The sequence below is a fragment of the Desulfosporosinus orientis DSM 765 genome (genome assembly GCF_000235605.1).
In the GTDB taxonomy this organism is placed as follows: domain Bacteria; phylum Bacillota; class Desulfitobacteriia; order Desulfitobacteriales; family Desulfitobacteriaceae; genus Desulfosporosinus; species Desulfosporosinus orientis.
The window spans coordinates 926,904-940,197 of sequence record NC_016584.1 but is presented as its reverse complement, the minus strand read 5'-3'; the positions used below and the strand labels follow the sequence as shown (position 1 = coordinate 940,197).

Genomic DNA, 13,294 nt, shown 5'->3' with positions numbered 1-13,294 from the left:
GAATCCGTTGAGAATCCCCTCGCACCAAAAAGAACGAGGGGATTCTTACCTTACTTATCGGTTGCTGAACAATTCTGTGCTTAAATAGCGTTCCCCTGTATCTGGTGCTAGAACGACAAGGTTTTTTCCTTCACCCAATTCCGTGGCAATCTGCAGGGCTGCACTGACTGCTGCTCCGGAGGAGATTCCTACCAATAAACCCTCTTCACGGGCCATACGCCGCCCAGTCTCTAAAGCATCCTCATTACTAACCTGAACAATCTGATCTAAAATTGACTTATTTAAGACTTTAGGTACAAATCCGGCGCCAATCCCTTGGATTTTGTGAGGGCCTGGTTTTCCTCCTGAGATCACTGGAGATGAAGCCGGTTCTGCTCCGACAATCTTTATTTTGGGAAGGTGAGCCTTTAACACCTCTCCAACTCCTGTAACAGTTCCTCCTGTGCCAATTCCGGCAACAAAGGCATCTATTTGCGGCAACTGCTCAAGAAGTTCCAAAGCTGTTGTCTTACGATGAGCTTCCGGGTTAGCAAGATTTTCAAATTGTTGAGGCATGAAGTAATCCGGGTTTTCATTAAGCAGCCTCTTAGCCTCTGCGATAGCACCATTCATACCTTCCGCTCCGGGGGTCAAAATGAATTCAGCGCCATAAGCTGCCATCAACATTCGTCGTTCAACACTTAATGAATCCGGCATAACCACAATTAACCGATAACCGCGGGCAGCAGCAATCATCGCTAGTCCGATCCCTGTATTACCACTAGTCGGTTCAATAATGGTTCCTCCAGGTTGAAGAACCCCTCGTTCCTCTGCATCTCTAATCATTCCCCAAGCTATACGATCTTTTACACTACCCCCTGGATTAAAAAATTCTACTTTAACATAAATATTAGCCATGCCTGTCTTAACCATTTTCTGCAAACGAACTAAAGGGGTCTCCCCTATTAAATCAGTAACATTATCAACAACTCTCACACCAAATACCCCATTTCATATCATTTTACTATGATTTAATGATATCGGTTTATGATTGACCTGTCAACTCCCATTTCCTAGGAGTTTGCATTCTCTTATTGCCTTAAAATGTTCCGATTTTTACTTTACCCTGAATGAGAAAAATAATACCGGTTAAGGTGGTCCTTATCTTGCACCTGGCCTCTTTAGCCGCTCCTCAACTTCTTCTACTAACGCTTCAATTTGATGGGGCAAGGGAATACGCTGTACACTTATAAGCTGAATATTGCCTCGTTGAATGGGCAACAGCAATTTCTCTGCCTTACTTGCGGAAATAGCGGCAGCCATAGTTGGGGTTATTTCTCCTAACAGTCCATAAACCATCATAATTGCCAGGGAGCCAACAATAATATCTACTCTCTCAACATTGTAACAAATGGCCGACTCCCCGGAAGCTCCCTCAGTTGCTCCTGCCTTAAGCATGGCACCGGTTGCCAGGGCATTTGTGCCAAGGGCAAGAATATTTAAATCCGGGAGCTTTCTGCGCAGCTGTTCAACAATATGTTTTCCAATACCGCCGCCTTGACCATCAATAACTGCTATCCTCATCATTCCGCCTCATACTTTCTTAGCATATCCGAGGAAGATGTTCTCCCTCAAGCATACCAACAATACGTTTGCCGCCAAGAAATGTTTCCAAAAGCACGAGCCCCGGCTTGCCTTCTTCCACCTTTCCTATCCGCGCGGCTTTCTTTCCCAAAGGATGAGATTGCATCTTCATAAGTACTTCATCTGCAGCTTCTGCCGCTACAATGACTAATGCTTTACCCTCATTGGCTAAGTAAAGAGGGTCCAATCCCAACATCTCACAGGCACTGTCTACACTTGGCGACAACGGTAATAACTCTTCTTTCAAGAGCATGCTTACTCCAGCTTGCAGTGCTAGCTCATTGAGAGTTGTCGCCACGCCGCCGCGAGTTGGATCTCGCATACATTTGACGCCGGGCACATAAAAGGTATCGATCAGCTTATTGAGCGGAGCGCAGTCGCTTCGCACAGGTGTTTGGAATTCCAGTCCTTCCCGTTCTGACAAAATGGCAATCCCATGATCGCCAATAGTTCCTGTGATAAGGATTTCATCACCGGGCTGAATCCGCTCAGGACCGACAAATCGATCCGTTACATACCCTATGCCTGTTGTATTTATAAAAATTTTATCAGCGCTTCCATTTTCCACCACTTTCGTATCCCCACATACAATGGTTATACCGGCTTCGGCAGCAGCTCCGGCCACACTTTTAACAATTTGTTCTAAGTCATCCATAAGCAAACCCTCTTCTAAAATAAGCGCTAGGGTCATGAACTTAGGAATTGCTCCGCTGACTGCTAAATCGTTAATCGTACCACATACTGCAAGTTTGCCGATATTCCCTCCGCGAAAAAACAAAGGTGAAATTACAAAAGAATCTGTTGACACTGCTACTTTCTCATGCCCCGGTAAAAGTACAGCATCATTCATTTGATTCAAGTGCGGATTCCCTAGATATTTTTGAAAGAGGCTGATGATTAATTCATGGCTTAACCGGCCGCCGCTGCCATGGGCCAACATAACACGTTCCATCTAATCCACACTCCTTTGAGCATATCGATGATAAGCAGCACAAGAACCTTCACTGGATACCATACAAGGACCCACAGGCTTCATCGGCGTACAATGTTTAGCAAACAAGGGGCATTGGGTAGGATTAATAATCCCCCTTAAGACATCTCCGCAGCGGCAGCCGGGAGTTTCCCTGGAGTTAAAGACAGGAAGGGAAAACTTTCTAGCCGCGTCCCAAGGGCTATAATCTTCCCGTATTGCCAAGCCGCTTTCCGGGATCAGTCCTATGCCTCGCCATAATGCATCAGTAGGTTTGAAAACCCTTTCAATAACTAATTTAGCCTGGGGATTACCCTCTGGCTTTACCACTCGGCGATACTGAATTTCGATGTCTGAGCGTCCTTCAGCTCGCTGACGCAGGAGCATAACAATCCCTTCTAAAATATCCAGTGCCTCAAATCCTGTCACCACGCCAGGTTTACCGTAGCCTTCAGCCATAAACTTAATCGGCTCTATGCCAATAACAGAACAAACATGACCTGGATCAAGAAAAGCATCTACGACCAGCTGATCATCTTCTGCCAACAGTTTTAAAACCGGGGGAACAACTTTATGCATGGACAACACACTATAATTCCTGATTCCCTCTCGTTTAGCAATATCTAAACTCACCGCAACGGTTGGAACAGTGGTTTCAAAGCCAACTCCCAAGAAAACCACTTCTTTACCGGGATTTTGACGTGCTAACTCTAAAGCGTCAGGGGTAGAATACACAACTCGAATATCCGCCCCCTCCGCCCTCAACTGCTGCAGATTTTTCTCACTACCGGGAACTCGAATCATATCCCCAAAGGTTGCGGTAATAACATTCTTTTGTCCCGCCAAATAAAGGTAACAATCAATATCTCCATTAGCAGTAACACATACCGGGCAACCCGGTCCTGACACTAGACGGACATTAGTTGGCAACAGCTCACGGATGGCGTTTTTGGCAATAGCAACCGTGTGAGTCCCGCAAACCTCCATAATGGTAATAGGAGTAGTTGCTAATGACTGAATTTCCGAGAGCAGGGATTTTGCTTTAGCGACAGACTCTTTACTCCTCTGCTTCATAGGCCTCAGCCACCTCCAAGAGCAGTTGTTCAGTTTCTCTGGCGTTTTCATCATCTATTACACTGATGGCAAATCCTGCGTGAACTAATACGTATTCGCCAATTCCAACCTCTGGGACCAAGTCAATACTAACCACCCGTTCATTTCCCATCATATCTACTTTCGCTGTAGCTCCCTTAATCTCTACAATTTTAGCAGGAATGGCTAAACACATTTATAACACCTCATTCGCAATTAATACTTGTCCGAAGGCCAGCCCGCCATCTCCCGGAGGAAGGCTGCGGGAACGCAGAATCTTTATATTATGTATCCGGCACTTATGAAGAACGGCTTCAGTCAAGAGTTTATTCTGAAACACCCCTCCGTTTAACACCATGGGGCCATCTTCCACTCCTAGCTGAATGGCTATATCCACAATAGCCTGGGCAATGGTTTGATGGAAACCATAGGCTATTTTCTCCCTGCTAACTCCTTGGAGTATGTCATTCACAAGCTCATCAAAGAGCGGCTTGACTCCCAAAACCAGAGTTCCATTTTCTGATCTTATTTCATATGAATAGACGAGTTCATGGTTAGCCTGCTCCTGCTCCGGTTCCCGATCTTTCCCACCTTCTTGAAGTAAAAAGCTTGTTGCGACACTTTCCAGTTCCATTGCTGCTTGACCTTCATAGGTTACCCTTGTACACACACCCAGCAAAGCACTTACCGCATCAAACAACCTTCCTGCACTTGAGGTTGGAAAAACCTGAAATCCTTTTTCAAGCTGTTGATCTAAGACTTGTTGCTCCACGCTGGAAAGCTGTGACCATAATGGTTTCGTCTTTTCCCAATCCTCTTCGTTAAGTAGTGTCTTTAGATAGGCATAGGCAATCCGTAAAGGCCGTTTCACCCCCGCATCCCCGCCCGGAAGTCCTAAATACTCCAGGTGGGCCATCCGTTTATACCCTGTGGAGTTCCCATAAAGAAACTCAAATCCCCATATACTCCGGTCCTCACCGTAACCGGTTCCATCACAGATCACTCCCAGAGTTGGCTCCATCCTATCCCATTCTCCCAAGACGCTGACTAAATGAGCATGATGATGCTGAACGGCATATTTCCTCAGAGGCTGATCTAAAGCAAATCTTGTCAGCTGATAGTTAGGATGTTTATCATAGGCAATGATACTGGGCTCAATATTAACAACTCGTTGAAAGGATTTCAGCTCTTGACAAAACCTTTGAAAGTTATGATACCCTTCCATATCTCCTATGTGCTGGCTGGCAAAAGCTTTTTCCTGGAGGGCAAGACAAAAAGTATTCTTTAATTCCCCTCCTACACCCAGAATGGGCGCCTTAACCTTGCGATCCGACATTAAAATGGGCATGGGCACATAACCACGGGCTCTGCGAAAGAAGACCGGCTCATCACCAATGATTTGTAAGACAGAATCGTCACAGGGATGATAAATATCCCGATTGTGCATCAGAAAATAATCCGCAATTCCTTGTAATGACTCAACTGCCTCCTCATTGGTATAAATCAAAGGATTCCCGCTGAGGTTGGCACTGGTCATCACCAAAAAATCATAGAACCCCTCAAAGAGGAGATGATGTACCGGCGTATACGGCAGGATCATTCCTAAGGTATTTAACCCTGGGGCAATGTCTGGTGCCAAAGAACTCTCTGCCTTTAGTCTGCGTTCTAAAATTACGATAGGGGCAGCTGAACTCTTTAACAGTTCCTCTTCCATAGCATTGATAGTTACCTCACTGCGAGCTTTTTCAACAGATCGCACCATTACTGCGAAGGGCTTCTTTCCCCGTTCCTTTCGCTGCCGCAAACGTTGAACAGCCTTTGGATTGCTTGCATCACAAACCAGATGGAAGCCACCTAACCCTTTAACCGCAACGATTCCACCCTCAGCCAGCTGTTCTTTACCCACGCCCGGCAGCTTGCGTCCAAGAGCATCCAGAAGCTGAAGCTTCGGTCCACAGTCTACGCAGGCTACAGGCTGGGCATGAAATCGCCGGTCTCTCGGATTTGTATAATCTAATTCACAGGATTGACACATAGGAAATTTTGACATAGTTGTTTGCACTCGATCATAAGGTATGTCACGGATAATGGTATAGCGCGGACCACAATTTGTGCAATTAGTAAAAGGATATTGATAAAACCTGCTTTTTGAATTCGTTAAGTCTTTAAGACACTCATGACAAGTTGCAACATCCGGCGAAATTAGCACATGCCCTTCCGACTCAGAATCACTTTCAACAATTTGAAAGTTTTCATAATTCAAAACTTCTATGGCAACTGATCGCGTGGTTATAATTTTTGCCAAAGGAGGGGCTTCTTTAAGTAGACAATTATAAAACAAATCTAAATGATATCCTTCTGCATGGATTGTAACTCCGTGGCTCGAATTGTTAACCCACCCATAAATGCCCAATTTTTCAGCAAGTTTAAAAACAAAGGGCCGAAACCCCACCCCTTGAACAATACCATTTAAATGAATGAGCCTTGCCTCTTTTTGCATATTAACGACCAGCTTTCAGCTTTCTATAAGCTATCTTCATCGTAATACCTTTATTGTACACGCCAAACTCTCTTTTCTACAAGTAAATAAATCTATAATTTTTTATATAATCGAAATTATATACTAACTTTCTAAAAACAAACACAAGAATCATCAAATTTCGAATTTGTCAAGTTTTGCCCATAATTATTTCTAATTACGAAATTATAAATCAAAATTACCAATCTTCAAAATATTCTTTCCTTTAAGAGGAAAACAAAGAGTTTCCCAGAATATATGTTTAGTATAGTTTTCTTAAAATATGGCCTCATAGTTAAATGATCTATTAATACTCAGGAGGTGTTCTGCATAGTATGGGGAATTTTGATTTACTTAACGCCAAAGGGATCTCTAGACGTAATTTTATGAAATTGGTTGCAGCAACAACTGCGGCACTTGGGTTGCCCGAATTTGTCGTCCCTCAAGCAGCCAATGCCCTCGAACAAGCTCTTAATAAGCCACCCGTCATGTGGTTGGAAGGAATGGATTGTACCGGGTGCACTGAATCAGCCATTTCCACTTTAAACCCTTCACCTGCTGAACTTGTTCTAGACATGCTTTCCATTCGTTATCATGAAACTATTATGGCTGCATCTGGTTATACATCCGAGGAAGCCTACCAAAACACTCTTAAAGAAAACTTCGTTCTGGTTGTTGAAGGCTCATGTCCTGCAACCGAAGACCGTTTCTGTATGGTCGGAGGCCGACCCTTCAAAAAAATATTAATTGAAGCTGCTGAAAAAGCTCAGGTAATTATAGCCATTGGAAGCTGTGCCTCTGAGGGGGCTGGAATTCCAGGAGCTTGTGCAACCGGTGCTGCCGGGGTAGCGGAAATTCTTAGAAACGAGGGAATTAACAAAACCGTCATCAACCTGCCTTGCTGTCCTGTCAAACCTACTACTTTAATTGGTACAATCCTTTATTACTTAACTTACCAAAAAGCCCCGGAATTAGATTCACAAAATCGTCCGCTAGCTTTCTATGGATCCTTGCTCCACGACAACTGTCCACGACGAGGCCACTTTGAAAACGGTGAATTCTTAACGGATTGGAATGATCCTCTCCAAAAAGAGTATTGCCTGATTTTAAAGGGCTGCAAAGGTCCCAAAACTTATACCGACTGTGCCCAGGTATGGTGGAATGATAACGCCAACTTCTGTATCAATGCAGGTTCTCCCTGCTCCGGATGTTCAGAGAAAGACTTCTATAAAGGATTTAGTCCTTTATACGCTAAGCAGGAAATCTTTAAACTTCCGGGAATTGGGCAAGTTGATGCGGATACCGTCGGAACGGTTATCGGTGGCGCTGCTGCCGTAGGCCTTGGTGTACATTTAGTTGCAACGGCCGCCAGCGGGAGACTGAGTAAAAAGGATCATAAGGAGGACATGTAAATGGCGAAAGTAGTTATCGATCCTTTAACACGTATTGAAGGACATTTAAGAGTTGAGGTTGAAGTCGAAAATGGCAAAGTCGTTGATGCCCATGTCATAGGGACCATGTACCGGGGAATTGAAGCGATGCTCCGTGGACGTGATCCCAGGGATGCTACTTTTGTCACAGAACGCGTTTGCGGAGTATGTGCGGGTTCCCATGGCTGGGCCTCCTCTTTGGCACTTGACAAAGCCTTTGGTGCAAAGGTTCCAGCTGGAGGGCGCTTGATACGAAATCTGATCTTAGGTGCTATGTATCTCCATGACCACCCTCTTCATTTTTATCATTTAAGCGCTCTGGACTATATTGATGTCATGGCTGTTGCTCAATATCAAGGAAAAGACCCTGGACTTCTGGCGGTCAAGGATAAAATTGTAAAACTGGTTACCGCCGGTGATACCGCTCCTCTGACTCCTCGTTACAAACCTGATGATTTCAGTGTGAACGATCCTGAATTAGTAACTATGGCGGTTGCCCATTACCTTAAAGCCCTAGAAATGCAGGCAAAGGCCAAAAAAATGTCCGCTTTATTTGCCGGAAAACAGCCACACCAATCTTCGATTGTTGTGGGCGGCGTGACAATGTTGCCTAACATCGAGGTGGTAGAGCAATTCCGTTCCATGCTCTATGAACAGCTTAACTTTATCGAAAAAACCTATTTACAGGATGTTTTAGCCTTCGGAACCGGTCCCCTTCTGCCTCTGGCTCAAGCCGGAGTTGGCGGAGGAAGTCCCAATTACCTGTCCTACGGAGGATTTGGTCTTGATGATGCTGGTCAAGATTTCTTCTTTAAACCTGGTGTCATCATGGATGGGGATTTAAGCAATATTATCGCCGTTGATGAAGCTAAAATCACCGAAGACGTTCAATACTCTTGGTATAAAGCCAGCGCAAACGGCAAGACTCCATATACAGAAGATACCGTACCTGATCTCGGTAAGAATGGCGCCTACACCTTTGTTAAAGCTCCCCGCTATAACAGCAAGCCTATTGAGGTGGGTCCTCTGGCCCGCATGCTGGTTATGCAGCCCCAAGGCCTCATGGATATTATAGCCAAGTATGGTATCAAACCAGGTGCCGTTGCGCGTCATGCTGCACGAGCCTATGAAACTTTGCTTCTCGCTCAAGATATGTTTAACTGGTTAGATGCTTTAGAGAAAGAGATGGGTTCAAAAGATTTCCGAATTCACGATACAGACCATTGGGAAGCTCCGGCTGAAGGGCTAGGCGCCGGCATGACGGAGGTCCCACGTGGTTCATTGGGGCATTTCATCAAAGTCGCTGATCATAAAATTGAGAACTATCAAATGGTTGTTCCAACCACCTGGAATTTCTCGCCCCGAGACGATCAGGGTGTCAAAGGTCCGGTGGAACAAGCTCTCATCGGTGTACCGGTTCCGGATCTGGAAAATCCGGTCAACATCGTAAGAGTTGTCCGTTCTTATGACCCATGCCTTGCTTGTGCAATTCACCTTATCCATCCGGAAACAAACGACATTAAAAAATTCCAGATCGGCTGGTAATAAAGGAGGGAAGGACATGTCTAGCCAATTAGACTTAGACCACCCATTGTTTCAGCGCATTAGCCACTGGATCAATTTAATCAACTTTTTAGTCTTAATGATCACAGGTTGGTTTATTCATTCCCCTTATCCGGGAATGCCCATGAGCTTTATTCGGAACTTGCATTTTATCTTTATGTTTTTCTTGCTCATAAATGGCATTGTCCGTTTCTATTACTCCTTTTTTGGGAAATATAAAGATTATGATACTTTCTTTATTAACTCCCAGGATATAAAAACATTTTGGCCGCAAATAAAATATTATTTATTTCTTGGCGAACATCCTGAAACCGGGAAGTATAATCCCCTGCAAAAGTTAGCTTATATCGCCTTGCCTATCATGGCGGTAGTTCAGGCTATTACCGGGTTCATTCTCTACAAGCCCGAACAATTGTCAGGTTTGGCCGGCTATTTTGGCGGTTTAGCTGCTGTTCGAGGATTCCATTATCTCTTGATGTGGCTTTTTATCGCAGTCATCGCCGTTCATTTGTACCTTGTTTTCACCGCTGCCTATGATCAGTTTCTATTCATGTTTTTTGGCAAAATTAGAAAGGAGAAAAACGCTTAATTATGCAATCACCTAAGATTATGGTGATGGGAGTAGGAAACATCCTCTTATCTGACGAAGGTTTAGGAGTTCGCTTTTTGGACGAACTAGCAAAAAGTACTCTCCCCGACAATGTGGAACTACTCGAGGGAGGTACAGCCGGCCTTGAACTCGTACATTTAATACAAGATGTCGACTATCTTATTATCGTAGATGCCTTAAATGCTGACGCTGAACCAGGAGCGTTGTTCCGTTTTCAGCCTGGCGACCTGCAAATAATGCCTGAACAATATGAAGTATCATTTCATCAAATTGGTATTATTGAGGTCCTTACCATGGCAAATGTCTTAGGAAAAGCTCCGCAAACCTTAATCTTCGGTATACAGCCTAAGTGTTTAGAATGGGGATTGGAGATAAGCCCAGAGATCCAAGCACTATTCCCCAAATTAACAGAGTTAGTTCATAAAGAAATTGAATCCATACAAACCCAAGGAAAGTTTACTGAGACTTAATTGTAAAAGCCTTCCACCGCTTTTAAAGTAGTGGAAGGCTCTTTGTTGTTCTTATCGTTTCTTAAAATCGCCGACCTCTTCTCCCAGCCAGCCAACCCATTCATCTAATCCATTTCCATTGCGACAGGATACTTCAAAAATTCTGATGTGTGGATTAATCGTAAGTATATCCCGCTTCATTGTCTCCATATTAACATCAGTCAGTTTTTCCAGATCCATCTTATTTAAAACAACTGCTTTAGCATTTCTGAATATGACAGGATATTTCGACGGTTTGTCGTCCCCTTCGACAATACTTAGGACAATAACCTTAAATGCTTCTCCCAAATCAAAGTCAGCAGGGCAAACCAGGTTACCGACATTTTCAATAATCATAAGATCTAAGGCGGTCCAGTCAAATTCAGGGAACACTTTACTTACCATTTTGCTGTCAAGATGGCAGCCACCGCCGGTATTAATCTGTATAACCGGTATTTCATGGGATGCTATACGATCTGCATCTTTACTGGTAAAAATATCTCCCTCGATTACTCCAACATGCAGAGTCTGAGATAAAAGGGGCAAAGTTTTTTCCAAAAGTGATGTTTTTCCTGCCCCAGGGGAGCCAATCATATTTATCGCTAAACAATGATGCTTTGAGAAATGATCGCGATTTATTTCTGCCTGAGTATCATTTGAATTAAGCAAATTAGCCATAACCTCAATTTCGCGACGACTTGATTCCATTATTCCACCTCCAGGCTTTCCAATAGAAGTTCCTCTCCCTCAATTACCTCAATATTGTTGTCTGAACAGTTTGGGCAGAGGAAAAACAAGCTCTTAATTTTGAACTCCTGATGACAGCTCCGACATCGTCCTGTCACGGGCACACGCTCAATAATTAATTCTGCGCCATCACAAACAGTGCCTTTGCTAAAAGCTTCAAAGGCCATTTGTAAAGCGTCTGGTTCCGCATTTGTTAGTTCACCCACTTTTAGCTTTACCTGAAGTACTCTCTTTATTTTATGCTGAGAGAGAGTCTGTCCAATGACCTCAAATACTCCTCCCATCAAAGACATTTCGTGCACATTGATTTCCTTTCTATAGCAGTTTTCATGCACCTGACAGCTTCACCACAAAGTTGACGTGTGCGAAGACGATTTCTTCCGGCGCCGGCCAGGTTTTCTAATAATTCTCACTTTTTGGGCTAATAAAATAACTTCGACAAGAAGATTAAAATATCCTTGTTAACATTTAAATTGAATATACAATCCTCAGGCTTTACACCAAGATTTAAAGCAACCTCTAAATAATAAAAAGTTCAGCGCCAATTTGAGGAGTAACTATATTAGTATGGTAATTTATACATAAAACTATGTGGAATAAAGTTTTTCAAGATGGTTAGGATAATACTGTCTAAAAATATTGCAACTGAAAAAGGAGGATGGGTTATATGAGTCATAATACGCCTGAAGTTCCTGAATCCGAAAGACAGTTGGATGAACTGAAGTGGGAAGTGGCTGAAGAGTTAGATTTAGACGATGACATTCAAGAAAAAGGGTTCGCCAATATGACGACCAGAGAAGTCGGACAAATAGGCGGAAACATGGTTAAGAAGATGATTAACTTCGCCGAAAAAGAAATGTCAGAACAAGGTTCTAAAATAATAGATTAATAACGTTGGCAAGGGGACGATGTATTGAGTCGTCCCCTTGCATTTAAAGCTTAATTGCTCTTTAGCGCTTTTAGGTTCCATATGTAGGTTCACTCTTCAACATAGGGTATTGTAAAAGGTCCAAAGGGCAGCACAGCAATACTCATTTCATTACCATATTTATTCTTAAGTTCATTTAGAGTTTGTTCGATATTCTTCGTGGCTTTTAATTTGGCAATTTTGGTGGATTCTTCAGGCAAAGTAGAGTATACATACACATCTGCCCACTCTTGAATCATCGCTAACCTTTGAGCTTCCCATTGATCAAACATTTGGAAAGAGGGTTCATTAATCATTTCCAGGAGTTCCTTAGGTGTGCTACGCATCTTAAGGATTTCTTTGAAGTTTCCGTGCTCAGGCATACCTTCACTACATTCTGCTGCACAAATAATTGTTCCTCCTTCTTTCACAATCATCCGAGCAGCATCCATGCCTTTTACAGCCTGGTATAAATTCTGGTCGAGAGGATAACCGGCATTGGAAGTAATGACAACATCATATCGCTTATCACAGCGAGCCATGGCTTGTTCCTTGACATAGGTACACCCCGCTGCATGAGCTTCAGTCAACTCACCAGCAAAGACATTGACAATCTCTTTCTCTCCATTAAGAGCTACATTCAAAAGAAAATCCGGCTTGCAAAAACTGTTCACCTCTCTGGCCATTTCCTGAAGAGGATTACTTTCTAATTTTCCCCAGGTAGCCATGGGATGTCCAATCATTTTTGCGTTGTGGAAAGTTAAAATAGTTTCAATCCCTGCGATACCAGGCATAATCCCTTTGGGTCCACCGGAAAAGCCTGCAAAAAAATGAGGCTCGATAAACCCTGTTACAATTTTAAAATCAGCCTCGACATATTCTTTATTTAAATAAACATCACAGCCAATGCTGCTTTTTCCCAAATTAGTAAGTTCTGATTTTTCATGACAATGGTGGTTTACTAAACGCACAGTATTAACTACAGTCTCACCCAACATTTGAATAAACTCTTCCCGGGTTTGATCTCGATGAGTCCCAAGCCCATTAAGTACGGTAACATTTTCGATGGGGACATGAGATAGTTCTTCAAGCAGCCATGGAACTAATTTGTGATTTGGTGTCGGTCGGGTAATATCGCTAATTACAATTACAACCTTGTCCGTGGGCTTGACCATCTCTTTAAGAGGTTTGGTACCTATTGGATGGCGTAGAACCTGTAACACAAGCCCATGATCATCCTCTGGTGCCTTTAAATGATGAGGTTCAACCACTCTAGAGTGTTCAGGAACATTGATCGTTAATCCATGATTACCATAGGCCAATGAAACTTCCATACTATTCTCCTT

The 13,294-nt window shown here is 43.4% G+C and carries 14 protein-coding genes; 5 read left to right on the top strand and 9 right to left on the bottom strand.

Annotation, left to right across the window (positions count from 1 at the left end; all coding sequences use genetic code 11):
* Positions 1–54: 54 nt before the first annotated feature.
* The 6 genes from cysK to hypF form a co-directional block, all read right to left on the bottom strand.
* Positions 55–975: a cysteine synthase A gene (gene cysK, locus DESOR_RS04500; RefSeq protein ID WP_014183419.1), complete on the bottom strand. Its 921-nt coding sequence runs from the start codon at positions 973–975 to the stop codon at positions 55–57.
* Between the two features lie 165 nt (positions 976–1,140).
* Positions 1,141–1,563: a DUF3842 family protein gene (locus DESOR_RS04495; protein WP_014183418.1), complete on the bottom strand. Its 423-nt coding sequence runs from the start codon at positions 1,561–1,563 to the stop codon at positions 1,141–1,143.
* A 19-nt stretch (positions 1,564–1,582) separates the two neighbouring features.
* A complete protein-coding gene (hypE, locus tag DESOR_RS04490; RefSeq protein WP_014183417.1) occupies positions 1,583–2,575 on the bottom strand; it encodes a hydrogenase expression/formation protein HypE in 993 nt (330 codons plus the stop codon).
* Complete coding sequence (hypD, locus tag DESOR_RS04485) at positions 2,576–3,667, bottom strand: hydrogenase formation protein HypD (RefSeq protein WP_014183416.1); 1,092 nt, start codon at positions 3,665–3,667, stop codon at positions 2,576–2,578.
* The gene (locus DESOR_RS04480; protein WP_014183415.1) at positions 3,651–3,881 is read right to left on the bottom strand and encodes a HypC/HybG/HupF family hydrogenase formation chaperone; all 231 of its coding nucleotides are present in this window, start codon (positions 3,879–3,881) and stop codon (positions 3,651–3,653) included. Before DESOR_RS04480 ends, hypD begins: the two co-directional genes overlap by 17 nt.
* The gene (hypF, locus tag DESOR_RS04475) at positions 3,882–6,185 is read right to left on the bottom strand and encodes a carbamoyltransferase HypF (RefSeq protein ID WP_014183414.1); all 2,304 of its coding nucleotides are present in this window, start codon (positions 6,183–6,185) and stop codon (positions 3,882–3,884) included.
* 353 nt (positions 6,186–6,538) lie between these two features.
* Between hypF and DESOR_RS04470 the strand changes: the two genes are divergently transcribed.
* Genes DESOR_RS04470 through DESOR_RS04455 form a run of 4 tightly spaced genes read left to right on the top strand, consistent with a single transcriptional unit; the run spans position 6,539 to position 10,276 of the window.
* Complete coding sequence (locus DESOR_RS04470) at positions 6,539–7,615, top strand: hydrogenase small subunit (RefSeq protein ID WP_014183413.1); 1,077 nt, start codon at positions 6,539–6,541, stop codon at positions 7,613–7,615.
* The gene (locus tag DESOR_RS04465) at positions 7,616–9,178 is read left to right on the top strand and encodes a nickel-dependent hydrogenase large subunit (RefSeq protein ID WP_014183412.1); all 1,563 of its coding nucleotides are present in this window, start codon (positions 7,616–7,618) and stop codon (positions 9,176–9,178) included.
* A gap of 16 nt (positions 9,179–9,194) precedes the next feature.
* Complete coding sequence (cybH, locus tag DESOR_RS04460; protein ID WP_014183411.1) at positions 9,195–9,785, top strand: Ni/Fe-hydrogenase, b-type cytochrome subunit; 591 nt, start codon at positions 9,195–9,197, stop codon at positions 9,783–9,785.
* A gap of 2 nt (positions 9,786–9,787) precedes the next feature.
* On the top strand, positions 9,788–10,276 hold the full coding sequence (locus DESOR_RS04455; RefSeq protein ID WP_014183410.1) for a HyaD/HybD family hydrogenase maturation endopeptidase: 489 nt from the start codon (positions 9,788–9,790) through the stop codon (positions 10,274–10,276).
* Between the two features lie 51 nt (positions 10,277–10,327).
* Here DESOR_RS04455 and hypB read toward each other — a convergent pair whose 3' ends face one another.
* Positions 10,328–11,002 carry a hydrogenase nickel incorporation protein HypB gene (gene hypB / locus DESOR_RS04450; RefSeq protein WP_014183409.1) on the bottom strand — a complete coding sequence of 225 codons (675 nt, stop codon included), beginning with the start codon at positions 11,000–11,002 and terminating at the stop codon, positions 10,328–10,330.
* Positions 11,002–11,343 (bottom strand): hydrogenase maturation nickel metallochaperone HypA, encoded by a 342-nt coding sequence (gene hypA / locus DESOR_RS04445; protein ID WP_014183408.1) that lies wholly within the window; start codon positions 11,341–11,343, stop codon positions 11,002–11,004. Before hypA ends, hypB begins: the two co-directional genes overlap by 1 nt.
* Positions 11,344–11,708: 365 nt before the next feature.
* Here hypA and DESOR_RS04440 point away from each other — a divergent pair, with 365 nt between their 5' ends.
* Positions 11,709–11,930: an alpha/beta-type small acid-soluble spore protein gene (locus tag DESOR_RS04440; protein ID WP_014183407.1), complete on the top strand. Its 222-nt coding sequence runs from the start codon at positions 11,709–11,711 to the stop codon at positions 11,928–11,930.
* Between the two features lie 89 nt (positions 11,931–12,019).
* Here the strand turns inward: DESOR_RS04440 and larA are convergent, their stop codons facing one another.
* Entirely contained in the window at positions 12,020–13,282 is a 1,263-nt protein-coding gene (gene larA, locus DESOR_RS04435; RefSeq protein ID WP_014183406.1) for a nickel-dependent lactate racemase, read from the bottom strand.
* Between the last annotated feature and the right edge of the window lie 12 nt (positions 13,283–13,294).

Coding starts and splice junctions, on each gene's coding strand:
- DESOR_RS04495 (WP_014183418.1), bottom strand. CDS start 1,563: ATGAGGATAGCAGTTATTGATGGTCAAGGCGGCGGTATTGGAAAACAT.
- hypE (WP_014183417.1), bottom strand. CDS start 2,575: ATGGAACGTGTTATGTTGGCCCATGGCAGCGGCGGCCGGTTAAGCCAT.
- hypD (WP_014183416.1), bottom strand. CDS start 3,667: ATGAAGCAGAGGAGTAAAGAGTCTGTCGCTAAAGCAAAATCCCTGCTC.
- DESOR_RS04480 (WP_014183415.1), bottom strand. CDS start 3,881: ATGTGTTTAGCCATTCCTGCTAAAATTGTAGAGATTAAGGGAGCTACA.
- hypF (WP_014183414.1), bottom strand. CDS start 6,185: ATGCAAAAAGAGGCAAGGCTCATTCATTTAAATGGTATTGTTCAAGGG.
- DESOR_RS04470 (WP_014183413.1), top strand. CDS start 6,539: ATGGGGAATTTTGATTTACTTAACGCCAAAGGGATCTCTAGACGTAAT.
- DESOR_RS04465 (WP_014183412.1), top strand. CDS start 7,616: ATGGCGAAAGTAGTTATCGATCCTTTAACACGTATTGAAGGACATTTA.
- cybH (WP_014183411.1), top strand. CDS start 9,195: ATGTCTAGCCAATTAGACTTAGACCACCCATTGTTTCAGCGCATTAGC.
- DESOR_RS04455 (WP_014183410.1), top strand. CDS start 9,788: ATGCAATCACCTAAGATTATGGTGATGGGAGTAGGAAACATCCTCTTA.
- hypB (WP_014183409.1), bottom strand. CDS start 11,002: ATGGAATCAAGTCGTCGCGAAATTGAGGTTATGGCTAATTTGCTTAAT.
- DESOR_RS04440 (WP_014183407.1), top strand. CDS start 11,709: ATGAGTCATAATACGCCTGAAGTTCCTGAATCCGAAAGACAGTTGGAT.
- larA (WP_014183406.1), bottom strand. CDS start 13,282: ATGGAAGTTTCATTGGCCTATGGTAATCATGGATTAACGATCAATGTT.